The sequence below is a fragment of the Xanthomonas sp. 3307 genome, assembly GCF_014199735.1.
GTDB lineage: Bacteria > Pseudomonadota > Gammaproteobacteria > Xanthomonadales > Xanthomonadaceae > Xanthomonas_A > Xanthomonas_A rydalmerensis.
In genome coordinates, this window is the sequence record NZ_JACHOG010000003.1 from 265,159 (window position 1) to 291,416 (window position 26,258).

Annotated in this window: 16 protein-coding genes; 3 read left to right on the forward strand and 13 right to left on the reverse strand. The window is 68.9% G+C overall.

Features of this window, described 5'->3' with window-relative positions; translation table 11 throughout:
• Positions 1 to 54 precede the first annotated feature (54 nt).
• Positions 55 to 1,140 carry a sterol desaturase family protein gene (locus GGR64_RS09790; RefSeq protein WP_184645514.1) on the forward strand — a complete coding sequence of 362 codons (1,086 nt, stop codon included), beginning with the start codon at positions 55 to 57 and terminating at the stop codon, positions 1,138 to 1,140.
• Between the two features lie 223 nt (positions 1,141 to 1,363).
• On the opposite strand, the gene GGR64_RS09795 is transcribed toward GGR64_RS09790, so the two are convergent.
• The 8 genes from GGR64_RS09795 to GGR64_RS09830 all read right to left on the reverse strand — a co-directional run bounded on the left by GGR64_RS09795 (position 1,364) and on the right by GGR64_RS09830 (position 12,045).
• Positions 1,364 to 1,678 carry a PsiF family protein gene (locus tag GGR64_RS09795; protein WP_160969092.1) on the reverse strand — a complete coding sequence of 105 codons (315 nt, stop codon included), beginning with the start codon at positions 1,676 to 1,678 and terminating at the stop codon, positions 1,364 to 1,366.
• Positions 1,679 to 1,732: 54 nt separating this feature from the next.
• Entirely contained in the window at positions 1,733 to 2,986 is a 1,254-nt protein-coding gene (locus tag GGR64_RS09800; RefSeq protein WP_184645516.1) for a type III PLP-dependent enzyme, read from the reverse strand.
• Entirely contained in the window at positions 2,983 to 4,740 is a 1,758-nt protein-coding gene (locus tag GGR64_RS09805; protein ID WP_184645518.1) for an IucA/IucC family protein, read from the reverse strand. Before GGR64_RS09805 ends, GGR64_RS09800 begins: the two co-directional genes overlap by 4 nt.
• Complete coding sequence (locus GGR64_RS09810) at positions 4,718 to 5,890, reverse strand: MFS transporter (RefSeq protein WP_184645520.1); 1,173 nt, start codon at positions 5,888 to 5,890, stop codon at positions 4,718 to 4,720. Before GGR64_RS09810 ends, GGR64_RS09805 begins: the two co-directional genes overlap by 23 nt.
• Positions 5,887 to 7,683, reverse strand: coding sequence for an IucA/IucC family siderophore biosynthesis protein (locus GGR64_RS09815; protein ID WP_184645522.1), 1,797 nt, complete (start codon positions 7,681 to 7,683; stop codon positions 5,887 to 5,889). Before GGR64_RS09815 ends, GGR64_RS09810 begins: the two co-directional genes overlap by 4 nt.
• Positions 7,680 to 8,906: a siderophore biosynthesis protein PvsA gene (locus GGR64_RS09820; RefSeq protein WP_184645524.1), complete on the reverse strand. Its 1,227-nt coding sequence runs from the start codon at positions 8,904 to 8,906 to the stop codon at positions 7,680 to 7,682. The genes GGR64_RS09815 and GGR64_RS09820 overlap by 4 nt, the downstream gene beginning before the upstream one ends.
• A gap of 249 nt (positions 8,907 to 9,155) precedes the next feature.
• Complete coding sequence (locus GGR64_RS09825; protein WP_184645888.1) at positions 9,156 to 11,234, reverse strand: TonB-dependent siderophore receptor; 2,079 nt, start codon at positions 11,232 to 11,234, stop codon at positions 9,156 to 9,158.
• A 79-nt stretch (positions 11,235 to 11,313) separates the two neighbouring features.
• The gene (locus GGR64_RS09830) at positions 11,314 to 12,045 is read right to left on the reverse strand and encodes an aldolase/citrate lyase family protein (RefSeq protein WP_184645526.1); all 732 of its coding nucleotides are present in this window, start codon (positions 12,043 to 12,045) and stop codon (positions 11,314 to 11,316) included.
• A gap of 256 nt (positions 12,046 to 12,301) precedes the next feature.
• Here GGR64_RS09830 and GGR64_RS09835 point away from each other — a divergent pair, with 256 nt between their 5' ends.
• Positions 12,302 to 12,766: a hypothetical protein gene (locus GGR64_RS09835; protein ID WP_184645528.1), complete on the forward strand. Its 465-nt coding sequence runs from the start codon at positions 12,302 to 12,304 to the stop codon at positions 12,764 to 12,766.
• A 132-nt stretch (positions 12,767 to 12,898) separates the two neighbouring features.
• On the opposite strand, the gene ybaL is transcribed toward GGR64_RS09835, so the two are convergent.
• Complete coding sequence (ybaL, locus tag GGR64_RS09840) at positions 12,899 to 14,578, reverse strand: YbaL family putative K(+) efflux transporter (RefSeq protein ID WP_184645530.1); 1,680 nt, start codon at positions 14,576 to 14,578, stop codon at positions 12,899 to 12,901.
• A 526-nt stretch (positions 14,579 to 15,104) separates the two neighbouring features.
• Between ybaL and GGR64_RS09845 the strand changes: the two genes are divergently transcribed.
• The gene (locus GGR64_RS09845; protein ID WP_184447438.1) at positions 15,105 to 16,616 is read left to right on the forward strand and encodes an MASE1 domain-containing protein; all 1,512 of its coding nucleotides are present in this window, start codon (positions 15,105 to 15,107) and stop codon (positions 16,614 to 16,616) included.
• On the opposite strand, the gene GGR64_RS09850 is transcribed toward GGR64_RS09845, so the two are convergent.
• The 4 genes from GGR64_RS09850 to GGR64_RS09865 all read right to left on the reverse strand — a co-directional run bounded on the left by GGR64_RS09850 (position 16,606) and on the right by GGR64_RS09865 (position 26,055).
• On the reverse strand, positions 16,606 to 17,037 hold the full coding sequence (locus GGR64_RS09850; protein WP_184446971.1) for a hypothetical protein: 432 nt from the start codon (positions 17,035 to 17,037) through the stop codon (positions 16,606 to 16,608). The two genes, GGR64_RS09845 and GGR64_RS09850, sit on opposite strands and share 11 nt — an antisense overlap.
• A gap of 819 nt (positions 17,038 to 17,856) precedes the next feature.
• Entirely contained in the window at positions 17,857 to 20,241 is a 2,385-nt protein-coding gene (locus GGR64_RS09855; RefSeq protein ID WP_160969076.1) for a TonB-dependent receptor, read from the reverse strand.
• Positions 20,242 to 20,933: 692 nt separating this feature from the next.
• On the reverse strand, positions 20,934 to 23,333 hold the full coding sequence (locus GGR64_RS09860; protein WP_184645532.1) for a TonB-dependent receptor: 2,400 nt from the start codon (positions 23,331 to 23,333) through the stop codon (positions 20,934 to 20,936).
• 331 nt (positions 23,334 to 23,664) lie between these two features.
• Complete coding sequence (locus GGR64_RS09865; protein ID WP_184645534.1) at positions 23,665 to 26,055, reverse strand: TonB-dependent receptor; 2,391 nt, start codon at positions 26,053 to 26,055, stop codon at positions 23,665 to 23,667.
• Between the last annotated feature and the right edge of the window lie 203 nt (positions 26,056 to 26,258).

Here is a 26,258-nt window from a genome sequence, read left to right on the forward strand (position 1 = left end):
AGCTTGGCGAAAGCCAGCGGCAGCATGCTGTCGCGCCCCCATCGCCGTCTTCGCATGCCTGTCATCGCCATGGTCTCGTCCATTGCCCACGCCTGGTCCACGCTGGTCGATCTGGTCGCCAGCCACGCCGTCGCGCCGCTGCTGGCGGCGCTGCACCTGACCGGGCTCAGCGACGATCCGAACGACATCGCCGCCTCGCTGCTGGTGGCGGCCCTGCAGCTGTCCATCATCGGCGTGCTGTTCCGGCCGCTGGAGAGCCTGTGGCCGGCCGAGCGCTGGGAACACCGGCGCCTGGCGCGCATCGACTTCCACTACACCTGGCTGATGCTGATCGGGGTGTTCCCGCTGTTCTCGTTCCTGATCCTGACGCCGGTGGTCAACGCACTGGGCGGCGCCGACCCCAATGCCGCGGCGGCGCCGGAGACGGGCCTGCGCCATGCCTGGCCATGGCTGGACCAGCATCCGCTGGTGCTGTTCGCGCTGTACTACCTGACCTACGACTTCACCTACTACTGGATGCACCGGGTGCAGCACTGGATGCCGTGGTGGTGGGCGATGCACAGCATGCACCACAGCCAACGCCAGCTCAGTTGCTGGGCCAACGACCGCAGCAACTACCTGGACGGCATGCTGCAGTCGTTCGTGCTTGCTGCGGTGGGCATCGCCTTCGGCATCGAGGCCGACGAGTTCGCCTGGTTGATGCTGCTCGGCGAACTGGTGCAGAACCTGTCGCACGCCAACGTGCGCTTCGGTTTCGGCCCGGTGTTCAACAAACTCCTGGTCGATCCGCCGTTCCATCGCCTGCACCACATGCGCGTGGACCCGGAGCGGCCCGGCCTGCACAACTGCAACTTCGGCCAGGTGTTCGCGTTCTGGGACGTGCTGTTCGGCACGGCGCTGTACGGCGAGCCGGTGCGGCCGACCGGAGTGGGCGATCCGATGGTGGACCGCGACAACGAGCTGGGCCTGGTCGCGTTGCAGTGGGAAGGACTCAAGCGCTTCTGGGGCGCGGTCCGGCGCCGCTCCGGATGGACGCCGGGCGAGGTGGCGTTCGGCGAGGACTACGCGCCGATTCCGGTGGATCATGCGGGGTTGCCGGTGGGCGGCGGGGATTCGGGACTGGGAATTCGGGATTCGTAGGAGCGGTGGCGTTTAGCAATACGACCGTTGCCAGCATAGTTGGCTGTCGTACCCTCACCCCAACCGGAGAGGGGCTCAGCTTTTCCCTTCTCCCTCCGGGAGAAGGTGCCCCGCAGGGGCGGATGAGGGTAAGGGCGCAGCCTCGTGCACCCAAACATCGCGAGACGCTGCGCGCCGTACCCTCACCCCAACCCCTCTCCCGATGGGAGAGGGGCCAGTGGGCTCACTGCTTCTTGAGGCAGCCGCTCATGAAGGTCTTGCGGGCATCGCCCTGCAGTTTCTGCGTGGCCGCCTGGGCGTTGCAGTCTTTCATGCGTTGCTGGGAGGCGTTGCCCGCCGCCGGGGCGGTGCCGCCGCTGAGGCAGGCCTTCTGCGCGCTTTTGTACTCATCGCCTTTCTTGCCCTTGTTCTGGGCCGAGCACTTGGCCATCAAGGTCTGTTGCGCGGTCTGCGGCTTGGTCGCGGCGGTGGCCAGCAGCGGTGCGGCGGTGAAGCTCAGCAGCAAACAGGTAGCGGCGAGACGGGCGCAACGGGTCATGGCGGCAGCTCCGGTTGGGTGTGCCGGCAGGGTGCGCCGGCACGGGTGACCGGATCATGACGCGGCGGCGGCCGGGTCGGCAATGCGGCGCTGCGGCATGGCATCGGTGGCCTGCGCCGGGCCATCGAGGAACAGCATCTGCGGCGGCGGATGCATCAGGAATTGCTGGTGCGAGATGTTCCAGGCATAGGCGCCGGCCAGCGGGAATGCCAGGCAGTCGCCCGGCGCCAGCGCGCCCACCGGCTGGTCGCGGGCCAGCACGTCCTTGGGCGTACACAGTTGCCCGACCAGGGTCACCCGCGCATCGCGCAGCACCGGCGGCTGCGTGCCGCGCAGGACCAGGAACGGATGATCGTGGCCTTGCGCGGCAGGCGTGCGGAAATGATGGGTGCCGCCGCGGCCGATGGCGAAGTGCGCGCCATGGCTGCGCTTGATGTCCAGTACCTCCATCAGGTACCAGCCGCAGGCGGCGCTGACGTAGCGGCCCGGCTCCAGGCGCAGGCGCAGGCCTTCGCCATGCGTACGCAGCAGCGCCGGCAATCCCGCGCAGAACGCGGCCCAGTCGAACGAGGCCGCCGGATCGGCATAGTCCACGCCGAAGCCGCCACCGGCGTTCACCGTCAGCGGTCCCAGTGCATAGGCCTGGCGCCAGCCCTGCACGGTCTGCAGGTAGTGCGCGATCAGGCGCAACTGCAGCTGCGCGTCGCGCTGATGCGACAGCAGGTGGAAGTGGAAACCTTCCAGGCGCAGCCCGGTCGCGCCGCGCAGCAGTTGCATGGCCGCGTCCAGGTCGTCCACGTCCAGGCCGAACGGCGAGGGCCGCCCGCCCATCACCAGGCGCGTGTCCTGCATGCCCGGCACCACGATGTTCAGGCGCAGGAACACCGACAGCGGCCGCGTTCGCGCCGCGGCGATGCGGGCAAGCCGCTGCAGCTCGCCCAGGCTTTCCACGTGCACGCTGCAGTCGGGCAGGCTGGCGGCCAGCTGCAGTTCGGCGTCGAGCTTGCCGGGGCCGCCGAACAGCAGCCGGCGCCCCGGCTGATGCGTGTGCAGCCACTGCAGCTCGCCACCGGAGGCCGCCTCGAAGCCGTCCACCCACGGTGCCAGCGTGCGCAGCACGGGGGGCTCGGCGTTGGCCTTGGCCGCATAGAACAGGTCGCACTCGGCCGGCAGGTGCGCGCGCAGCATCGCCGCGTGCGCCTGCAGCGCCGCCAGGTCGTAGACGTAGGCGCAGACCGGGCCGTCTGCCTGCGCGCGCAGCCGCGCCAGCGCCGCCTGCAGTGGGGCAGGATCGATGCGCAGGCTCATGCCGCCGCCTGCCGCAGCGCGGCGCTGCCGATCGGGTTGGGCAGGAAGCTGTAGTCGGCATGGCGGTCGGCACGTTGCAGCAGGCGCAGGCGCAGGTTGTTCTTGGCCGGCAACGGCGCGCCGTCGAGCAGGGCCTGCAGCGCCGGCTGTGCGCCGTGGCGCTGCTGCCAGCGGCGGGCGATGTCGCCTACGATCTGCCACAGCTGGTGCTCGCGGCGGTCGTGGCCGTCGGCGAGGTGGAAGATCGCTTCGGCCAGGTTGTTGACCAGCGCGCAGTAGGCGATGCGGTTCCAGCCGCGTTCGGCGCTGTAGTACAGCGATTGCCGCGCGGTCTCGGACATGCCGGGCAGGCGCGCGGCCGGCCAGCGCGACGGCAGCAGCTTGGTGCCCTCCAGGTCGCGGATCCACACCTGCGTCGGCAGGCCGTCTTCGCAGCCGATCACGGTGTTCTGCAGATGCGGCTCCAGCACGATGCCGTAGCCGAACCAGGCGCTCCACACCCCGTCCAGCAGCAGCTGTGCGTAGGCACGGAACCAGATCGCGGTGGCCGCGTCCGCGCTGCTGCCGGTGCGCTGCGCCAGGGTCTTCAGCGCAGCGGCGCAAGCCGGCTGGCCGCGCGCATCGTTGGTGAACAGCGCACCGGCCACCTGCGGGCGATAGCGCGCGCGCTGCGCTGCCGGGATCGCCTGCCGGTACAGCACGCCGAAGCTCTCGCCCAACTCGCGGCAGGCCTGCGCATCGGCGTCCAGTGCGGAGAAATCCAGGTCGGTGGCGGCCGGCTCCAGCAGCACGTGGAAGCCGGGCACGCGCTGCGCCAGCGCCTGCCAGTCCGGCGCCAGCAGACGGGTCAGCGCCACCGCGCTCTCCAGTTCGTACCAGGCGTTCTTGCGCACGCAGTTGGTCAGGCGCACGTGCACCGACAGCTTGAGGAAATAATCCAGATCGGCGTGGTACAGCGTGCGCACCGACGAGGTCGGGCGCAGCGCCAGGCCGCGTTCGCCCAGCGGTTCGATCCAGCCGCGCGCCTGCGCCTGGCGCAGCAGCGGATGCGCCAGGACGCGCTCGGCTTCCCATGGATGGCAGGGATACAGGTCGGCGCCGCCGCCGGCCTGCGCCAGCGCGGCGCGCACGTCATCGCCCTGCGCGCGGTACAGGCGCGGGTCGATACGGAACCAGAACAGCGGGAACGCGCTGCGCGCTTCCGGCGCGCACGCCAGCACCTGGTCCAGCGGCACGCCCTCGCGGCTCTTGGGCGTGGGATGGAAAGCGTGGCCCCACAGCATCGACTGCTCGGCATCGATCAGCGCCTCGCCGGTGGGCGGCGCGGCGTCGGCCTGGCGCAGCAGCTGCGCGGTGATGGCGACGCTGTTGGCGCTCTGCGCCAGCAGTTCCAGGTTGGGCGCCTGCTCGCCTTCGCTGAGTTCCTGCAGCAGCAGGCGCACCAGCGCCTCTGCGTCCAGACAGTGCCACGGACGGCCGTCGGCCTTCAGGTAGGGCGCCGAAGCGAAGCGACAGCGGCCCAGGCGGTCGGCATGGGCCAGGCGCACGCACAGGGTCGCGCCCGAGGGCAACTGCAGGCGTAGCCAGCGTTCGCCCGCAGCGGCCACACCGGGCCGGTCCCGGCCGCGATAGTCGAAGTCGGCCAGGCCGCGATCGAGCGCGACTTCGCGCAGGTAGCAGTTGAGCCAGCAGGTGATCGCCTGCGCTTGCGCCAGGCTGTCGTACCACGGGTCATGCATCGGCAACGGGGACATGGACGGTTCTCCGAACGGACGTGAGCATCAGGGCCGGCAGCAGCGCCAGCAGGGCAGCCGCGGCGGCGGCGAGGAACGGAACGGCCAGGCCATGGCCTTGCACCAGGGCACCGGCGAGGGCACCGCCGGCGACGCCGGCGTACTTGCCGGCGGCATCGAAGCGGCCGAACAGCTGGCCCGCGCCGCGCCCGCCCGCAACCTCGGCCAGGCTGCGGTTGAGGCCGCGCAACGCCATCCACATGCCCAGGCCGAACAGCAGCCGCGCCGCGATCAGCCAGCCGGGCGCCGGCGGCGCCATCTGCAGCAGGCAGGCCAGTGCGAACAGCGCCAGCCCCGCAGGCAGCGGCGACACGCGGTGGTCGCGACCGCGCCAGCATGGCATCAGCACCAGGTAGACCAGGTGCGGCAGGCTGTACAGCAGGCCGGCGACCGCAGTGCTGCCGATGCCGTGCGCCTGCGCGTACGGCAGGAAATAGGGAAAGGTCACCACCATCGCGAAGCAGAACAGGAACTGCGTGGCCCACAGCGCCCAGCGCTGGCGGCGCTGCGCCGCATCCGCGTGTGGCATGGCGGGTGTGGATGCGGCTGTCGCCGGCGCGCGCGGCGGATCGGCCGGCAACCGCCAGCTCAGCGCGAAGGCGAGCAGCGGCAGCAGCGCCAGGTAGCGGTACAGCGATTGCGCCGGCCCCAGCGCGGTGGCCAGGCCGAGCAGCGCCGGGGCGGTGACCATCGCCAGCCGCGCCGAGAACTGGGTCCAGTCCAGCGCCCGCGCCAGCGAGCCACTCTGCGCCTGGCTGCTGAGATAGGCGTTGGTCGCGGCCAGCGAGCCGCCGCAGGCGCCCTGCACGACCAGGCCGGCGACCAGCCAGCCCAGGTTCGGCGCGAAGCCGGCCATGAGGAAGCCCAGCGCCAGGCCGAGTTGCGCGCGCAGCAGCGAGCGCTTGCGCCCGTAGCGGTCGGCCAGCCGGCCCCAGGCGCTGGCGGTGAGTGCGGTGCACAGGGTCGGCAGCACGTACAGCACGCCGCTCCAGCCGATCGCCGCGCCCGGCGCGAGTTGCTGCAGGACCTGCGGCAGGAACAGCGGCATGCCCAGCGCGGTGAAGGCGGCCAGATAGTGCGCGGCCAGCACCGGGCCGAGGAGGCGCTTCATCGCGCCGCCCCGGCCGCGACCGCGCGCGCCGCCAGCGCATCCTCGCGCAGCAGGTTGGGCGCGCTGTCGCCGTAGAACTTGTTGATGTCCGCCGCACCGGTGATCTGCTTGCCGAGCAGGCTGCCGGCGCTGAGCAGGTACTTCACCGGCAGCGTGGGGGCGTCCAGCAGCGCCTGCGCCGGCGCGGTGTCGATGCCTTCTTCTCGCAGCGCGCGCAGGGTGCCGTGCAGGCGCGCGCGCAGCAGTGCGTACAGCGGCGCGCGCAGCCCCGGCTGCCATTCCGCCAGCCCTTCCAGCACCGCCTGCAGATCCAGTTGCAGAATGATGGTGCAGAACATCCGCGCCAGCGCGTCGTCGTCCTGTACCAGGATGCGCACGTCGCGCGGGGTGCCCAAGGCGGCCAGCGCCGGTCGTTGCGCGTGCAGCCGCGACAGCATCACCCGCGCCGCGTCGTTGTCCTTGAGCAGCAGTCGCGGCGCGCGGCCGGCGGCGTAGATCAGCACGCTGTTCTGCTGGTTGGCCTCCAGCGCGATGCCGTAGCGCAGCCACAGCCGCAGGTGCACCTGGCACATCAGCGCCAGGTAGCTGTCCCACCAGGCGGTGAGGTCGCCGCCATGGAAGCGCTCGGCCAGGTGCACCGCCAGCGGCCGCCCGTCCGGCAGCGTCGCGCACAGGCCGGCCACCGGCACCAGGGTCGCCTCCGGGAGTGCCGGATAGCGGCGCAGCAGGTAGGAGAGATGCCGTGTCTCGCCGACGTGGCCGGCATGCGCCTCGTCCACGTGCAGGTAGCGTTCGCCCAGCGCCGGATCGTGCGCGGCCAGGTCGCACAACACGCGTTCGAACCAGTGTCCGTCGTACAGCGTGGACGGCTTGATCAGGCGCAGGTTGAGCGCGCCGAGGGTGCGCATCGGTACCGGCAGCTTCAGATGATGATCGGGAAACGCCAGCGGGATCACCGTGCGCAGCGACAGCGACGGGCGCACCTGCAGCCACGGCTGCGGCGCGGCGATCGCGCCGCCCGGCAGGGCGAAGCCGTCCTCGCCCAGCCGCGCGAAGATCAGTGGGTGCACGGGCCAGGCGACGTGGTCGGCGTCCAGCGCCGGGTCCAGGCCGAGCATGCCCGGGCGCGGCCAGAACGCCGGCGGCGGCGTGGTCTGGGTGACCTGCGCGGCCGGCAGCGCCAGCCAGCGCAGCGCGAAGCTGGGGCCGAACTCCGGTGCGTAGCGCGGCAGGTCGGCGTCGTCCAGGCCGAGCTTGGCGCGCGCGCTGGGATAGAACGGGTGGTCGCGGTGGCTGGCCAGCTGTTCGCAGCGGTAGGCGCGTTCGTGCGCGTCGGCGGCGTCCAGCGCGGTGGCCAGCAGCGGACGTTGCTGCGCGTAGGCCTGCCGCGCCAGCGCGCGCTGGCGCACCGCGCAGTCGGCTTCCTCGACATAGGCGCGGTGCAGCGCCTGGGTCTCCGCGTCGAGTCCGGCGCCCAGGCGTGCCAGCCACTGCGCGGCGCCGGATTCGTAGGCGCCGTGCTGCGCGGTGTGCAGGACCCAGCCGTCGCTGCAGGCGCTTACGGTCTGCAGGTAACCGGCGCGGCGCAGCGGCAGCCACAGCTCGCCATCGGGCAGGTGCGCGATGCGCCACCAGGTGGCGTCCGCGGGTAGCGGCGCCTGCGCCCAGGCGGCGAGCACCGCCGGCGGCGGGGTGGCGGCGGCGCCGCGGCTGACGATGCCGCGCAGGTCCTCGCGCAGGCAGGCGTCGATCACGCGCAGGTCGATGTAGCGGCGGTCGGCGTCCTGACTCATGCCGCCACTCCGGTGGTGGTGTCGATGCGCCAGTGCAGCGACGCCTCGGTGCTGGCCAGCGCCTGCTGCAGGTCCGACTCGGTGTCGGCGAGCACGTCCAGCACGCCCAGGTAATCCTTGTTGGAATGGCTCAGGCGGATCGCGTCGCCGGGTTGCCGCAGGCGCCGGTAGCGCGCTTCCCAATGCGCGTCGCTGCTGCCGTGGTCGGCGCTGGCCACCGCCAGCGTGCCGTCGTGCTCGGCCACGTAGTAGCGCACCAGCGCCTGTGCGCGGCGCGCCTGCAGTGTGGGCAGCGGCCGGCCCAGGTGCAGGCCGAGCACGCTGTCGAACCAGTGTCCGCCGAACAGGCGATCGAGCAGGAACTCGCGGCCGTCGCCGATGCTGCGGTAGTTGATCTCCACCAGCACCGGGCCGTCGGCGGTGAGGATGAACTCGCTGTGGCACACGCCGAAGCCGATGCCGAACGCCTGCAGTTGCGCCAGCGCCTGCTGCAGCACCGGGGTGTCGATGGCGCTACGCCAGCGCGCCTCGCACTCGACGAAGTGTGGCGGCGCCGACAGTCGCACGTCGAAGCCGCCGACCGGCTGCAGGGTGCGCCCGTCGCCGAGCGTTTCCAGGGTGAACAGCGGGCCCTCCAGCACGCTCTCCAGCAGCACGCTGCGCTGCGGGTGGCGCTGCCAGAAATCATCGAGGTAAGCCTGCAGCGCCGCCGCGTCGGCGCAGTGGCGCACGTCCAGGCTGGCCACGCCTTCGCGCGGCTTGGCGATCAACGGCCAGGGTGCCTGCGCCGGCGGCATCGCGCCCGGCGCCAGGCTGCAGAACCACGGCGCCGGCAGGCCGAGCGCGCGCAACCGCTGGCGCATCGCCGCCTTGTTCTTGGCCGCGTAGCAGACCTGCCAATCCTTGCCCGGCACGCCGAGCGCGGCGGCGACCACGGCGGCGCTGGTCTGCAGGTGGTCGCTGTTGCTGAACACCGCGCGCGGCGGCTGCGGCAGGCTGCCGAGCAGGTCGAGCACGCCCAGCGGATTGAACACGTCGCACTCCAGCACCTGCACCGGTGCGGCCGGCGGATGGCGACGGAAGTGGTCGAGGTGCGCGTGGCGATGGTCGGTCAGCAGCAGCACCGGCACGCCCAGGCGCTGCGCGGCGGGGAGGAAGCCATCGGTCACCGCCGGGTGGCAGACGTGGCTGAGGATCAGCAGAGGAGCGTCGTGCGAGGTCATGTGCGGGTCTCGTCGGGCGCAGGCGCACGCACGCCGCCGGCGCGGCCGCGCGGAGGCGGACACGGGAGGCATGCGCCGCGGCTGCGGCAGGGTCGCGTGGTTGCCTGGCGCATCGCATCGGGCGCGCGCTGGGTGGGAAAGGACGCGGCTGCGTCCGTTGCACTGGCCCGCGTCTCCCGCGGGCGGCGGCGCGCCGTGGTGGCGCGCGGTGGTGCGGCGGCCGGCGTCGTCGTCCGACGCCGGCGTGGATCAGAACGTGTACTCGAGGCCGACGGTGACGCTGCGGCCCGGCGCCGGCTGCCGGCCCCAGGGGCTGGTGTCGATGCCGCGGTACCAGTACTTGCGATCGAACAGGTTGTTGACCGCCAGCGACGCGCTGAGCTTGCCGCTGGCGCCTTCGCTGAGCACCTGGCTCAGCTGCGCGTTCCACACCCAGTAGGAGGGCAGTTCGCCGACCGAGCCGATCGCGTTCTCCTGCACGGTGTTGGCCGCATCGCTGAAGGCGCGGCTGAAGTAATAGCTGGAAACGGCGACGGTGGTATGACCGGATTCGGGCTGGTACGACGCACCGAGGGTGAGCTGGTTGCGCGAGGTGTAGGGCACGCGCAGGCCGTCGTACACGCCCGATTTCTGCCGTGCGTCCAGGTAGGCGTAACCGGCGTTGAGGGTCAGCGCGCGCAGTTGCGCGGGGCTCCACTGCAGTTCCACTTCGCCGCCCTGGTGGCGGGTCTTGCCGAGGTTGCGGTAGGTGCGGGTGGTGTTGTCGAGCTGGATCTGCTGGTCGAAGTCGATCAGGTAGCCGCCGAACTGCACGCGCGTGCGCTCGTTGGGCTGGTAGCGCGCGCCGGCCTCGTAGTTCCAGGCCAGTTCGGCGTCGAGGTTGTCGCCGAAGATGATCTGGGTGACCTGCGGCGCGCGCAGCGAGCGCTGGCCGTCGGCGTACAGGTACCACTGCGGGCTGGCCTGGAAGCCCAGGGTCAGGCCGGGCAGCACGTCGTCGGTCTTGTTGCGCGTGCGCGCGCCGCTGGCCAGGTTGTAGTAGCGCGAATCGACCTGCTCGTAGCGCAGGCCGGGGGTGACGGTGACGCGGCCGTCGGCGAAGGCGATCGCGTCGCTGACGTAGGCGGCGGCGCCGCGGTCCTTGAAGCGCCAGTCGCGCACCAGGGTGTACAGGCCGTCGCTGAGGCGGGTGTTGCCGACCAGGAAATCGATGTCCTCGTTGATGGCGCGCGCGCCGAGCGTCCACTGCTGGGTCACCGCGCCCGAGCCCATCTTCCAGCTCAGTCGCGGCTCGCTGCCGTAGACGCGGAAATCGCGCGGCGCGCTCTGCCGCAGTTGCGGCGGCAGGTCGGGGCGCCAGGTCTCGCTGGCCGAAGAACGCATGCCGACGATGAAGTTGCGGCTGCTGCGAGCGCTGAAATTGCTCCAGTCCAGGCGCAGGTCCTGGAGCGGCCCCACGTCGCCGAAGTCCTGCTGGTAGACCAGCGAGGCGCGGGTGGTGCGGCCGGTGAATTCGTCCAGCGGCCGCGTCGACTGGCGCGGATCGCGCAGGTAGTCCGCGGTGGACAAGGCGCCGGCCATGTCCATGTCGGCAACGTAGCGCTGCACGCTGGCCTTGAGCAGCTTGTCCGGCGCCAGCCACCATTCCGCGCGCAGGCGCAGGTTCTTGATGTCGGTGGCGCTGTGCTCGCGCCAGTAGTCGCCCTTGGTCCAGTTGGCGTCCAGTTGCAGGCCGAAGGTATCGCTGGCGTAGCCGCCGGTGCTGATCGCGGTATCGCTCAGGTAATGCCCGGCGCCGCCGGCGGTGACCTTCTGCCCCAGCGTGGTGGTCCAGGTGGTGGGGATGTCCGGGCTGATCAGGTTGATCACCCCGCCGACGTTGTTGGGGCCGTACTGCACCGCCGCGCCGCCGCGCACGATGTCGATGCGGTCGACCTGGTTCAGGCCGACCGGGAACAGCGACAGGCTGGTCTGCCCGTATGGCGCCAGCGCCAGCGGAATGCCGTCCTCCAGCACCTGCACGCGGCCGCTGCGGCTCTCGTACAGGCCGCGCAGCATGATCTGCGGCAGCGCGCCGGTGCCGGTCTCGTCGAACACCTTGATCCCCGGCACCTTCTGCAGCGCGTCGTCCAGGGAGCGGTTGGCGCCGTTGCGCAGTTGCGCGTTGTCGATCACCTGGCGGCTGCCGGCGTAGTGCTGCACGTCTTCGACAGTGGAGCGGCCGAGCAGGCTGCCCTGCACCTGCACCGCGTCGAGCTGGCGGATCCGCGCCTGCGCGTCGGCGTCGGGCGGGGTGTCCTCGGCGCGCGCGCTGGAGGGGGCGAGCATGGCGGCGACGAGGGCGACGGCCAGCAGCGAAGGGGAAAGCGAAGCGATCAAGACGACGACTCCAAGGGCACGAAAACGGTCAGGGACTGCGCAGGTCGGCCGCGCGTTGGCGCAACGCGGCCTGCAGCAGCGCGCGGTCTTCGCCGGCGAACAGCCACTGCAGGTCCGCCTGCGCCAGCCAGTGCGCGCGTTGCGCGGCGTCGCGGGGATTGGGGCAGAAGGGAACGCCGGCGATGCGGCAGGCCGCGTCGATCGCCAGCAGTTGCTGCCAGACCTGCGGATGGGTGGGGTGCGGGCCGACTCCCAGGTCCAGCGCAAGATCCAGCGCCCCTTCCATCACCAGCGACACGCCGGGCACCTGCAGGATCTGCGGCAGCGCGCGCACGCCGGCAGCACTCTCGATCATCGGGATCACCCGCAGGCGCGCGCGGCTGCGGGCGATGTAGTCGGCCAGGCCCACGCTGCCGAAGCCGGTGACGCGGCCGCCGGTGATGCCGCGGCGGCCATGCGGCGGGAAGTGCGCGGCGGCGACCGCGCGCTCGGCCTGCTCGGCGCTGTCCAGCCCGGCCAGGACTACCCCGCGGGCGCCGGCGTCGAGCACCCGGCCGATCAGCTTGGCATCGACCTCGGGCACGCGCACCCAGGGTTCGCAGCCGCCCAGCTCACAGGCGCGGATGGCGTGTTCCAGCTCGGCCGGCGAGCGCAGCACGTGTTCCAGGTCGAGCACCGCGAAGTCGTAGCCGACATGCCCGAACATCTCGCACAGCAGGGCACTGGGCACGGAGTTGAGCAACCCGATCTGGCAGGCCATGGGGGGAGGGCGAGCGGAACTGGGGAAGGGAGCGCAATCCTGCCGCAAACGAGAATGCTTATCAAGAAGATTCGCTGCGGGCACGTGTTCTCCCTTCAGCAATTTGTGGGCGTTATCCGAGCAACGCAGGGGCAGCGCCCTCTCCATGCAGGAGTTCGCTCGCATTGTGCAAAATGTAGACAAGTTGTGCCGACAGGCAACCCGGACCTGGCTAGGCGTAACGTATGAGACGGACATCCGGTCCAAAGGACATCACATGGAATTGAAAAAGCTTCTTGCACGAGCAGTGGTCGCTGCCCAGTTGGTAGTGGCTCCGTTTATCGTGAGCGCGGCGACGACGTCCCAATTTGTAGTGACCACCTCGACCTACACCGAAAAATCTATTGAAAAGCAGGCCGTTGTGGCTTGGCTTCAGCAGCATGCTGAGCATGTAAACGGAAAACTTATTGGCGAGTTTGACCGGGTTGGCGATGTCACCGTCACCTACAGCCGTGAAACTGAGGCTGGGCGCGCCTATCCTCAGTCTCCGGGCGATGGTCCGCCGGTTCCGTTGCCCGCAAGTGGCCGTCCTGGTGACACGATCTCGGTCTCATCTTGCTCCCGGGGGACTAACCAGACTTGGTCGTATACTTGGGTTTCGAACTCTGCGGGTGGAACATGGGTTCTGACCAGCTACAAGTACAATCAGATGGCGTGTGGCTCTGGATCGGGTGGCGCTTGATCCAAGTGTGGCCGATCCGCTTGAAGAACGGGCCTCGCGGCCCGTTTTTATTCATGGCAACAGCGTTGCCGAATTTTTGTTAGATGGGAGCCTTTCTAGTCTTCTAGTGCTGAGCGCGAGCGGCGTTCGCGCTTATTGCCCGGCGGCGCGCATCCCCCGGTACGGCGGCGTCGCCATCACCATCTCCGCCAGCGAATAGGCCAGCTCGCGCTCGGCCATCACCGTGCCGTCGGCGCCGTGGTCGAGCAGATGCTTGACCTCGGCATCGCTGTGCGCGCGCGCCAGCAGGGTCAGCGCCGGGTTCAGCGCACGCAGCTTGGCCAGCGCTTCGCCGGCCTCCAGCGGTTGCGGGATTGCCAGGATCGCGATCTTGGCCCTGTCCGGATGCGCCTCGGCCAGCACCCGGTCGGCAGCAGCGCTGCCGCGGATGCCGGGAATGCCGTCGGCATGGGCGCGCTCGACGTGGTCGCGGTTGTCGTCGATCACCAGCACCGGCACGCCGCGCTCGCGCAGCACCGCCGCCAGCGCGCTGCCGACCCGGCCGTAGCCGATCACGATGGCGTGGTCGACCAGGTCCAGCGACGGGCCCGGCGGCAACTCCGGCTCCACGGTCACCGGCGCCTCCACCGCCTGCCGTGCCTGCCAGCGGTCCAGCCAGGTGAACAGCAGCGGGTTGGCGATGATCGACAGCAGTGCGCCGGCCAGGATCAGGTCGCGGCCGGTCTCGGGCAGGATCGCCAGGCTCACGCCCAGGCCGGCGAGGATGAAGGAGAACTCGCCGATCTGCGCCAGGCTGGTGGAGATGGTCAGGGCGATGCCGGTGGGATGGCCGAACGCACGCACGATCACGAACGCGGCCAGCGACTTGCCGACGGTGATGGTCAGGAACGTGGCCAGCACCTGCCACGGATGCTCGAGCAGGATGTGCGGATCGAACAGCATGCCCACCGAGACGAAGAACAGCACCGCGAAGGCGTCGCGCAGCGGCAGCGAGTCGCTGGCGGCCTTGTGGCTGAGCTCCGACTCCTTCAGCAGCATGCCGGCGAAGAACGCGCCCAGCGCGAACGACACGCCGAACAGGGTGGCCGAGCCGAACGCCACGCCCAGCGCGATCGCCAGCACCGACAGGGTGAACAGCTCGCGCGAACCGGTCGCGGCCACCTTCTCCAGCGCCCACGGGATGGCGCGGCGGCCGACCACCAGCATCACCGCCACGAACGCGGCCATCTTCAGCAGGGTGATGCCGAGCGCGCCGAGGATCGCGCCGGTGTCGGCGCCCTTGCCGCCGAGCGCGTCGGCCAGCGCCGGCAGCAGCACCAGCGCCAGCACCATCACCAGGTCCTCCACGATCAGCCAGCCGACCGCGATGCGCCCGCGCAGCGTTTCCAGCAGGCGCCGCTCCTCCATCGCCCGCAGCAGCACCACCGTACTGGCCACCGACAGCGCCAGGCCGAATACCAGGCCGTGCAGGGTCGGCCAGCCCATGCTCCAGGCCAGCCCCCAGCCGAGCAGGGTGGCGACCGCGATCTGCGCCAGCGCGCCAGGGATCGCGATCCACTTCACTTCCATCAGGTCTTCGAGCGAGAAGTGCAGCCCCACCCCGAACATCAGCAGCATCACCCCCAGTTCCGACAACTGGTTGGCCAGGGCCTGGTCGGCGACGAAGCCGGGCGTGAACGGGCCCACGCAGATGCCCGCCACCAGGTAACCGACCAGCGGCGAGAGTTTGAGACGGTGGGCGAGCGTGCCGAGGATGAAGGCGAGCGCGAGCCCGACCGCGATGATGTCGATGAGACTGGTGTCGTGATGCATTCAGGATCGCAGAACAAGTAGGCCCCGAGTGTCGCCGATCGGGGCTTTTGTCGGCAAATCGGTGTGACGGGGGTGGAGCGGCGGCAGTGGCTGCCCGCGCCTGGTGCGCGCGCGTCTGGGGCGTTGCGCGCGGGGTGGGTGGTTCGACTGACAGCGACCGGCCAGCGTCCGGTGCCCGGCCAGGCTCGACCTGTCATGGCCTGAACGGATCAGCTGAGGCTGGCTGGAGGGGTTGGCCCGTCCCCGTGACGCGCCGGTCCGGATCAGGCAGGGAAGGAGGGGCGGCCAGGCGTCCGTCGCTGCGCAGTTGGCCCGTGGCGGTCCCGCACCATACCCCTGCGGGCCTACTCCCCGACACCCTGAATGGGATGGAGGTCGCAGCGATCGGGGGGCGCACGCAACTCCCTGTCAGGAAAGGCATTACACCGCATGATGGACGTTAACTGTCTACTGTTTCGGCCCATTCCCTGGTGTATGTTTGCGCCACTTGTTGCGCCCCATCGGGCGTCCTGCGGGACAGGGTGGCATGGCTAGATTGACTACTTTCGCGAAGGGACTCCTCCTGAGCGCCGTGTACTGCGCCGGCTATCTGGTGGCGTGGCGGTTGTCTTTGGACCAATGGTTCTTGCCGGCCGGCCTGCGTGCGGCCGTGTTGCTGTTCATGCCGCTGCGGCTTTGGCCTTATCTGTTGCTCGGTGATGCCGCAGCGCTACTGGCGTTGCGTGTGCCGCTGATTGACGAGGGCCAGAGTGCGACCTGGGCATATCTGAGTCCGCTGCTGCTGATGCCGTTGTCGGCGCTAGTGCCGCTGTGGTTCCGACGCCGCGTGCCCGATGTGATGGTCTGGCAGCAGCGGTTGCTGCCGGTGGTGCTCGGCATGGCGCTGTGGGGCGTGCTGATCAACAAGGTGCTGAACTGGTTGCTGGATGGGCCGGTGACCGACATCAACGTCGAGAACGCGCTGAAGTTCTGGGTCGGTAATTATCTCGGCATCCTGGTGTTCGTGTTGCCGGCGCTACTGTGGGTGCGTCGCGAAGGCACGGCGCTGATGTCGCGCGGCCTGATGCACGACAGCCTGCGCGCTGCGCTGATGGTGGGGGCCCTGTTCGCGGCGGCGATGAACGTACCGGACGGGGTCGCGCGGCAGTTCCTGCTGGTGATGATGATCGTACCGGGCTTCTGGCTGACCCTTGGCCACGAGTGGCGCGGTGCGGCCGTCGGCATCGTCATGGCCGACATCGCGGTGGCGATGGCGCTGGCGAAGTCGCATCAAGCCGGTGCGTTCGACCTTGAAATGTTCTATGTGCAGATGCTGGTGTCGTTCGCCGCCACTACGCTGTTCGTGCTTGGCACCCGTATCGCCGGGGTGATGGAGCAGGCCCGACGCCTGGGCTTCGCCGAACAGGAAGCGCTGCAGGTCGCCCAGGCAAGCTACATGTCGGCCGAGCGTACCCTCCGCAACCGGGTGATCGAGTACACCGACATCCACGTACACATCAACAAGCTGCGCCGCGACATCGCCACCACACTGAAGCAGCACGGCCATTATGCCGCGGCGATGGAAATGAATCGCACCGGGGTGATCCAGGCGCAATTGCTGGACGATTATGTCGCCGCCCTGTATCCGCTGGATATCGAAACCCATGGCCTGTACGGCGCGCTGAATTCGGTCGCCTTCGCCAACGCCTGCGATACCGAGGTCGAGGCGCGCCTGCACGGTGATTCGCGGCGGCTGTCGATCGGGCTGCAGTTGGCGGCGTATCGCTGCGTGCTCAATGCCATGGAAATCCTGCCCGACGCGGGCCGGCATACGATCACGGCACGGGTCTGGTCGGCGCGTGGCAAGCGTGGCGTAGTGGTGACCCTGGAAGCCGATGCGGCGATGCCGGGTGCCGGCCGCAAGCACCACAACGCCGACGAGATGGACTGGGAGTTGGCCAGCCGGTTGAAGGCTCATGACGGCACCTGCCGGCGCCGTCATGAGCGAAAGATCAGTTTCCTGATCTCCGAACCGCTGGAAAGGACCGTTACTTCTTGACGGTCACCGTCCAGACGTCGCCGTTGGCGCTGCTGGCCAGCTGCACGGTGAAGTAGCGCGCGTCGTAGACCACGGTGCCGCGGCTGCTGTCGAAGGTATCGACGGTGCTCACGCGATCCACGTCCTTGCCCATCGGCGTCACCCATGCGGTGTCGCCGACCCGGCCGACCGCACCACGCACCTGGCCGGTGCTGTCGTTGATCTGCAGGTAGGTCACGCCGTTACGCTCGAACTGATAGATGCGCGCCGACGCATTGGTGGACAGATTGGTCGCCGCCGGCGCGCTTTCACCCAGGCCGCGGATGGCGATCGGACTACCGTTGCCGCCGCTCGGACAACAGCTTTGTGCATAGGCGCTCGACGCAAGCGCCGAACACGCCACGATGCCTGATAGCACCGCTATTTTCGAAGTTTTCCACATGACACGATCCTTCCCCTGTTGGGGTTTTTTTGCCTGCCGTTCAGGCGATTCCACATTACGCGAATCGCAACAGGCCACTGTTGACAAATAATCAATCGATTCATACTTGTGATGCGTATCACTTTTATATATTCGGGAATGAGTCCCGGAAAAGTGCGCCGCATCGACTGCTCAGGTATGGCCCCAAGGTCACGCACCATCGCGTGGGACCAGTCCGGCATCGCCGGGGGCGTCGGGCGCTGTGCTCACTGCAGTTTCCATGCCACTCAGGGCGGTCACGCCTGCGCGGCATAGCCGCCGGGTGCGGCCTGTCGCCTTGTCGCGCATGTGCGCATAGGCGGTCTTTGTTGGCGGTGCGCCGGATCGAATGCCGCCGTCTATCGCCTGCGTTCTATAGCGCTGGGAAAACAATCGCCGCCACAGGGAGTTTCTCGAACGCGGCACGGCGTTCCCGTGCCGGGCATCGCGCTGATTGAATGTGGCGAAGTGACTGTTACTCAATAACCTGATGTATTTCTATCGTGCGACGAATGCTTGACGCATTTACGTCGTGCTGCCGTGATCGGTCGAGGCGGCGGTTTAAAACGCAATGGGCATGGCGATGGCCAAGGTGCGCCGCGCGCTGCCGAACCGCGTCTGCCATGCCGGCGTACATGTGGCCTGCCGAATCTTCCTCGCCACGGCATTGCTGCGCATCCCAATTCCCAAGGCATGGCAGTGGCCTCGCCTGCCATCGCACACCGGCATCCCGCCGGTGCGGTCGCGACGTCGCCGGTGGCGAAGACGGCGGCGGTGCCGGAACACTGCCGCCGCATGCGCTTACCAACTGTAGTTGACGTTGGCGTAGGCGAACGCGCCGTTGAAGCCGAATGGCGAGGACGTGCTGTACGGCAGATAGGTGCGGGTGCCGGCGCCGGCGCGAGAGCGGTCGGGATATTCGTTGAGCACGTTGTCGCCGCCGACGGTCACGCGCCAGCGGCCCAGCGTGTAGGCGGCCGACAGATCCAGGGTCCATTTGGCCGCGTAGGTCTGGTCGGCGGCGGGCGTGGTGCCGAAGTCGGTGAACTCGCCCCAGCGCGTCGCGGTGGCGGTGAAGGCCCAGGCGCCCGGCGACCACACGCTGCTCAGGAAGAACTTGTCGCGCGGCGAGCCGCGGGTGATGCGGCCGATCTCGGCGCGGCCGATGCGCACCGCGGTCGGGTCGATCGCTTCCAGCACCGCTGGGTTGCCGGCGATTTTCTCGATGTCGGTCTTGTTGTAGTTGTAGCCGGCGGTGAGGTCGAGGCTGCTGGCGGGCAGCGCGAGCTTGTAGGTGCCGATCGCGTCCACGCCCTGGGTCTTGGTGTCGATGGCATTGGTGAAATAGCGGCCGCCGCCGATGCCGGCGTAGCCGTTGCCCTGCAGGTAGTTGCGCACGGCCGTGGAGGTGAGGTTCTCCGAGAGCACGATGCGGTCGTCGATGTCGATGCGGTAGGCATCGAGGGTGATGTACAGCGCGTCCACCGGCTGCAACACCAGGCCCAGGCCGTAGTTCTTGGATTTCTCGGCCTTCAGCGGTTCGGCGCCGAGCGCGATCGCCGCCGGGTTGTCTGTGCGGAAGGTGCCGATCTCGAACGGCGTGGCGGCGATGCTGCCGTCGGGCTGGGCGACGTTGATGAAGTTGGTGGCGACCGACTGGAAATACTGCTGCTGCAGCGAGGGTGCACGGAAGCCTGTGGAGGCGGTGGCGCGCAGCGCGACCTTGGGGCTGAAGGCGTAGCGCAGCGACAGCTTGCCGGTGGCGGTGTCGCCGAAATCGCTGTAGTTCTCGTAGCGCCCGGCCAGGCCGGCGGAGAACTTGTCGGTGATGTCGCCTTCCAGGTCGAGGTAGGCCGAATAGCTGTTGCGGTCGTAGTGGCCGGAATCGCTGGGCTTGAAGCCGGCGAACACCTGCGCACCCGGCAGCAGGGTGCCGTTGGCCGAGGGGATGCCGCCGTTGACGTAGGACGCCGGCTCGCCCGGCGATTCGTTGAACTTCTCGCCGCGCCATTCGGCGCCGAAAGCCAGGGTCACCGGATAGGCCAGGCCGACCTCCAGCGATTTGCTGAAATCGGCGTTGAGCACATTCTGCGTGACCTGCAGCGCGCCGGCATAGAACTCGGTGGGACTGGCCAGGCCCAGGCTGTTGTTGAGGCTGTGGCGCACGTCGAAACTCAGGTCGTTGCGGCCGTAGTTGTAGCTGAGGTCGATGGCCAGGCCGCCGGCGGTGCTGGACTTGACCCCGCCGACCCAGGACACGTCCTTGCTGACGTTGTAAATCTGCGGCAGGAAGCCGTCGGGGTAGATCTCCGGGCGGTTGCGGTTGTCGCCGGACCAGCGGAAGTAGCCGTTGGACAGCACTTCGCGGCGGCTGAGCATCGCGTAGGAATAGAAGGTGATGTAGTCGGCCGGGCTGTACTGGCCGTTGTAGGAGAACGCGCCCTGGTCCACGTCCGGGTCGCCGTAGCGCTGCTGCACCTGGCCCTGGTACGGCGTGGCGCGGTCGGTCTGGTCCTGGTGTCCGGCCTGCGCGGCGAAGTGCACGCTGCCGGTCTCGGCGAAGGTGAGGCCGGCATCGCCGGAGAGCTGGTACTGCTCGCCGTCGCCGGCGCTGTACTTGCCGTAGCGCCCGGCCAGGCTGCCGCCCGTGCCGCTGCCCTTGAGCACGATGTTGATGACGCCGGCGATGGCGTCGGAACCGTATTGCGCGGAGGCGCCGTCGCGCAGCACTTCGATGCGCTCGACCGCGGCGATGGGGATGGTGTTGAGATCGGCCGGCGAAGAGCCGCGGCCCTGCGCGCCGTTGAGGTTGACCAGGGCGGTGGTGTGGTAGCGCTTGCCGTTGACCAGCACCAGCACCTGGTCCGGCGAGAGCCCGCGCAACTGCGCCGGGCGCACGGCATCGGAGCCATCGGTGATCGCCGGGCGCGGGAAGTTCAGCGAGGGCACTGCGCGCGACAGCGCGGTGGCCAGTTCGGTGGTGCCGGTGGACTGCAATGTCTCCGGCGAGATGATGTCGATCGGCGAGGCCGATTCGGCCACGGTGCGGTCGGCCACGCGGGTGCCGGTGACGATGACCGTGTCCAGCGTTTGCGCGTTGCCGGCGTTCTGCGCGTGGACGGAAACGGCGGACGTCGCCAGGCACAAGGCGACGGCGTGGGCGAGCGGAGTGAGCGTGCGCGTCATGGGGGAGGCGGCTCCAGAAGTGGGGAAGGGCGCCGCTGCATGCGCATTCCCCTGTCCCCTGGCGGATGCGGCGACGCTCCCTAGGGATTACCGGTTGATGTCAGTGGAGTCAATATTCCGTTAAGGGCAGCGCTGAGGTTGCAATTGCAACCACCGCTGCAGGCGTTGCGGCAGCGCGAATCTCCGGATTTTCAGGCCTCGTAGACAAAATGCCGGCGATACGCGTGGGCGTGGTGCACGCGGTCGTGCCTGCGCGCGGCCGCTGTGGCGTTTTTCGCAGCGCAATGTGCGGGATGCTGGCGGCGGCACGAGGCAGAGCACGGTGTTGGGCGCGTCGCGATTACCACGAGCGCAGCATCTCGCGAGCCATGCGTATGGCGCTTGTGGGAGCGGCTTCAGCCGCGACGAGTGAAGTCCAACGCCACCTGGCACCTTCATGCGTCGGGACTGAAGTCCCTCCCACAAGGACGCCCGATCCATGCGCCGCAGGAACGGCTTCAGCCGCGACCCATAGACAGCATCTTGCCGTGGCCGGAGCCGCCCCTGCAAAAAAGTTCAGGCCGGCGAAAACGTCGCAGGCTGGTGAATCCCCAATCCCCAATCCCCAATCTCCGCCCCAACAACAACGGCCCGGAAACCCGGGCCGTCGTCATGCCGCTCAACGTAGGCGCGATCGACGCCCACTCATGCGATCACCAGCGGTAATTGATCCGCCCGTACACGTAGGCGCCGTTGAAGCCGTACGGCGAGTAGTTGCTGTACGGCAGCATGCCGTAGGTGGAGTTGATCAGGTTGTCGGTCTTGTCCGGGTATTGGTCGAACACGTTGTCCGCGCCCAGCGTCAGCGTCCAGTTCGTGCTCGGCTTGAAGCTGGCCGATGCGTCGACCACCCAGTCCGCGCCGTAGGTCTGGTCGCGGGTGGCGGTGGCCGAATTGCGCACGGTGAACTCGCCGTAGCGGGTGGCGGCCAGGCTCAGGTCCCACTTCGGCAGCTTCCAGGTGCCGCTGAGGATCAGCTTGTCCTTCGGGTAGCTGTCTTCCAGGCGGCCGATCTCGTCGCGGCCCAGGGTGGTCTGGGTCGAGCCGATGGCGGCCAGCGCCTGCGGCTGGGTCACCGCATGGGTGATGTCGGTCTTGCTGTAGCCGTAGCTGGCGGTGAGGTCCAGCGTGCTGGCCGCCAAGGGGATGCTGTAGGTGCCGACCACGTCGACGCCGCGGGTGCGGGTGTCGGCGGCGTTGCTGAAGTAACGCACGCTGGTGACGTTGCTGTAGCCGAGCCCGCGCAGTTGTCCCAGCACCGCCGCGTCGTTGAGGTTGGACGACAGCAGGATGCGGTCGTCGATCTCGATCTGGTACGCGTCCACGGTCAGGTACAGGCGCTCGACCGGCTGCAGCACCAGGCCCAGGCTGTAGGACAGCGAGGTCTCGGCCTTCAGCGGCGCGGCGCCCAGCGCCTGGGCCACGGCGCTGTTCACCGGGAAGGTGCCGGATTCGAAGAAGCTGCCGTTGATGTAGCTGCTGGTCACCGCCTGGTACTGCTGCTGCGCCAGCGACGGCGCGCGGAAGCCGCTGGCGACAGTGCCGCGCAGCGCCACCTTGTCGGTGAACGCGTAGCGCGCCGACAGCTTGCCGGAGGTCTTGCTGCCGAAATCCGAGTAGTCCTCGTAACGGCCGGTGAGGCCGGCGGAGAACTTGTCGGTGAGGTCGGCTTCCAGCCCCGCATACACCGCGTAGTTGTGGCGGTCCGAATGCACGGCGTTGAGCGGCGCGAAGCCGGCGAAACCCTGCGCGCCGCCGGTGGTGCCGGTGTACGAGGCCGGCTCGCCCGGCGACTGGTTCCACTTCTCCTGGCGGTATTCGGCGCCGAAGGACAGCGTCACCGGATAGGCCAGGCCCCACTCCAGCGGCTGGGTGAAGTCGGCATTGACTGCGTTCTGGGTGTACTCCAGCGCGCCGTCGTAGAAGCGACTCGGGCTGTCGACGCCGAGGCTGTAGTTGATGCTGTTGGCGGTGTGGAAGTCGACCTTGTTGTAGCCGTAGTTGTAGCTGACGTCCCAGGTGAAGCCGCCGGCGGTGCTGCCCTTCAGGCCGGCGACCAGCGAGCGGTCCTTGGAGTACTGCTCGATCTGCGGCACGTAGCCGTCGGGATAGACCTGCGCCAGCAGCGCGGTCTGGCCGTTGTGGTTGGGCGAGCGGTAGAACGCGAACGAGGTGATGTCGCGGTTGCTGGCGATCGCGGTGGCATAGCCGGTGAGGTTGTCGCTGAAGCGGAACTCGCCGTTGGCCGAGACCGCGGTGGCGTCGACCTTGGGGTCGCCGTAGACGAAGGTGGTCTGGCCGATGCCGGGGTAGTTGCCGGTGTTCGGCGCGGTGCCCTGGTAGGGGCCGGCGCGGTTGGTGGCGTCCTGCTGGCTGATCTGCCCGGCCACGTGCAGGCTGCCGCGGCCATCGCCGAAGCCGACCCCGGCGTCGCCGGAGAGTTGCGACTTGGCGCCGTCGCCGGCCGAGTACTGGCCGTGCTCCACGGCCAGGCTGCCGCCTTCGCCGGCGCCCTTGAGCACGATGTTGACCACGCCGGCGATGGCGTCGGAGCCATACTGCGCCGAAGCGCCGTCGCGCAGCACTTCCACCCGCTCGATCGCGGCGATCGGGATCGCGTTGAGATCCACCGCCGAGGAACCGCGGCCGATGGTGCCGTTGACGTTGATCATCGCCGAGGTGTGGCGGCGCTTGCCGTTGACCAGCACCAGCACCTGGTCGGGCGAGAGCCCGCGCAGCTGCGCCGGGCGGATGCCGCTGGTGCCGTCGGTCAAGGCCGGGCGCGGGAAGTTCAGCGAGGGCAGCGCGCGCGACAGCGCGGTCGCCAATTCCGAGGTGCCGGTGGCCTGCAGCGCTTCGGGGGTGATGATGTCGATCGGCGATTGCGACTCGGCGACGGTGCGGTCGCTGACGCGGGTGCCGGTGACGATCACCGTGTCCAGCGTGCTGGGCGTGCTGGGCGTGCTCGGCGCGTCGGGCGCGGTCTGGGCGAAGGAGGGGACGGCGAGGGCGGCGAGCACGGCGCTCGCCAGCAGCGACAACGGACGGTTCATGAAAACTCCAACAGGTGCCGAAACGGCAGGCGGGGCCGCGGCGGCCGGCAAGGCCGGCGGGCCGCGTCCTCAGGGATGTCTAATTATTTTTTAACATGCGTGCTGCGTCGCAGGATGCAAGCGCATGTTCTTATTCCATTACGTTCTAAGGGTCGGCAGAACGCCGCGTGCCGCCGCCGAGAGCGGACGGCAGTCGCAATGGCGAGGCGGCTATGCAGGCCGAGCAGCGTCCGCGCCCCATCGGGACAGCTGCGGCATCGGCCTGTTGGCCGCGCGAAGTCACGCGTGGCAGGGCGTCGCCGCTTGTCGCGGCGACGCCCGCCAGGTTCGCTCAGAAGCGGTAACTCACCCGTCCGTACCAGTAGCGCCCGTTGAAGCCGAACGGCGACAGCGGCGAGTACTGCAGGCCGTTGGGCCGGTCGTCGTAGATGTTGTTGAGCGCGGTCCGGGTCGGGTACTGGTTGGTGACGTTGTCGGCGCCGACGGTGAAGGTCAGGTCGTGCCAGGCATAGCTGGTGGACAGGTTCAGCAGCCAGCGTGCGGCGAAGCCCTGGTCCTGGCTGCCGTCGGCCTCGTCGCCGCGGCGGGTGATGGCGCCGTAGCGGGTGGCGTCGCCGTGCAGGGTCCAGCCGGCCAGGCTCCAGTCGCCGCTGAGCACGTACTTGGTGCGCGGCGTGGCATCGGTCAGCAGGCCCTGGCTGGCGCGGCCGAAGTTCGGATCGGAGATCTCCAGGATCTCGATCTTGTTGTAGTTGGCGCTGAAACTGAGGTTGAGCGTGCCGGCGCGGTCGAGGTCGAGCAGGTAATTGTTCACCCAGTCCACGCCGCGGGTGCGGGTGGTGGCGCCGTTGACGAAGAACTGTGCGGCGCTGACCTGGCCGATCGGCTCGGCCAGCGAGATCTGGTCCGAATACAGGATCTGGTCCCAGATGCGGATCTGGTACAGGTCCAGGGTGGCGTTGAAGCCGCCGCCCGGTTGCCAGACCGCACCGATGCTGTAGTTGGTGGATTTCTCCGGCGCCAGCGGCTTGGCGCCGAGGGCGATGGCCACCGGATCGGAGGTGCGGTAGGTGCCGATCTGGCTGAGGACGCCGTCCACCGGCAGGGTCACCACCGAGGCGTAGTTCTGTTGCGCCAACGAGGGCGCGCGGAAGCCGTTGGAGATGGTGCCGCGGATGGCGAAGGCGTCGTTGAGCTGGTAGCGCGCCGACAGCTTGCCCGAGCGGGTGGTGCCGGCATCGCTGTAGTCCTCGTAGCGCGCGGCCACGCCGCCGGACAGACGCTCGGTCAGGTCCGCTTCCAGGTCGGCGTACACCGCCTTGCTGTGGCGCTGGAATTGCCCGGCCACGGTCGGCGACAGGCCGGGGAACACTTGCGAGCCGCCGGGGTAGGGCGCGCCGGTCTCGGGGTTGATGGCGTTCGGATCGAAGTAGATCGAGGTGGGTGAGCCGGCCACCACGGCGTACTTGTCCTGCCGGTATTCGGCGCCGAAGGCGAGGTTCACCGGGTAGGCCAGGCCCCAGTCCAGCGACTTGCTGAAGTCGGCGTTGAGCGCGTTCTGCTCGTTGCGGAAGCCGCCGGCGTTGAAGCGCGTCGGCGAGGCGCCGGTGCTCCAGTACAGGTTGGTGTTGATGGTGTTGCGCAGGTCGAAGGTGACGTCGTTCTTGCCGTAGTCGGCCGAGACGTCCCAGGTCCAGCCGTTGTCGGTGCTGCCCTTGACGCCGAGCACCGCGGCGCGGTCGTTGGAGGGGTTGTAGATCTGCGGCAGGTAGCCGTTGGGATAGACCGCCTGCACGTTGCGGTCGCTGTTGTCCCAGGCGCGGTAGTAGCCGTTGGACAGCACCTCGCGGCGGCTGAAGTTGGCGTAGCCGTACAGGTCGACGTGCGGGGTGAGCGCATAGCCGAAGTTGACCAAGCCCTGGTAGGTCTTGACCGCCGGGTCGCCGTAGCGCTCGTAGGGCACGCCGCTGGGGTTGGCGGCGCCGGCGAGGGTGGTGGCCTTGTCGGTGTTCTCGGCGCGATTGGTGTTCATCGCGTTCTGGTAGTTCCACGACACTCGCACCCAGCCCGGCGCCTCGCCGCCGGCCGCGCCGCCGAAGGCCAGACCGTAGGAGCCGTCGATACCGTTCTGCGCGCCGTCGCCCTTGTCCATGATGCCGCCGTTGACCGCGACGCTGTTGCTGCCGGCCTTGGCACCGTGCTTGAGGACGATGTTGATGACGCCGGCGATGGCGTCGGAGCCGTATTGCGCGGAGGCGCCGTCGCGCAGCACCTCGATGCGCGCGATCGCCGACATCGGGATCGAGTTGAGGTCGGCCGGCGCCGAGCCGCGCCCGACCGAGGGGTTGTAGTTGACCAGCGAGGTGGTGTGGTAGCGCTTGCCGTCCAGCAGCACCAGCACCGCATCCGGCGACAGGCCGCGCAGGGTCGCCGGGCGCAGCGCGTCGTTGCCGTCGTTGATCGCCGGGCGCGGGAAGTTCAGCGACGGCAACAACTTGCCGAGGGCGCTGGCGAGGTCGCTGGCGCCGGTGGCCTGCAGCGCCTCGGGCGCGATGATGTCGATCGGCGACTGCGATTCGGCCACCGTGCGGTCGGAGATGCGGGTGCCGGTGACGATGATGTTGTCCAGCGTGGTCGGTGCCTGCTGGGACTGGGCGAGGCTGTTGGCGGAGGCGAGCGCGAGCAGGACGGCACTGACGAGGGGGAGGCGGCGTTGCGTCATCGGGCGGAGACTCCAGTGGCTGGGAGGATTGGCGTGGGTCTGGCGATTTCCGGTGTGGGCGGGGCAATGCTGCGGTGCAGCGATTGCCATCGGATTGAAATCCGTTTTTCACGCCGGCGCGTATACAAAAACGGACCTGGGTCGGATTTTCTCGGTGCCCCGGGTGCCGCCCCGGACGATGCCGCGTCGCCGCCCGGGTGGGC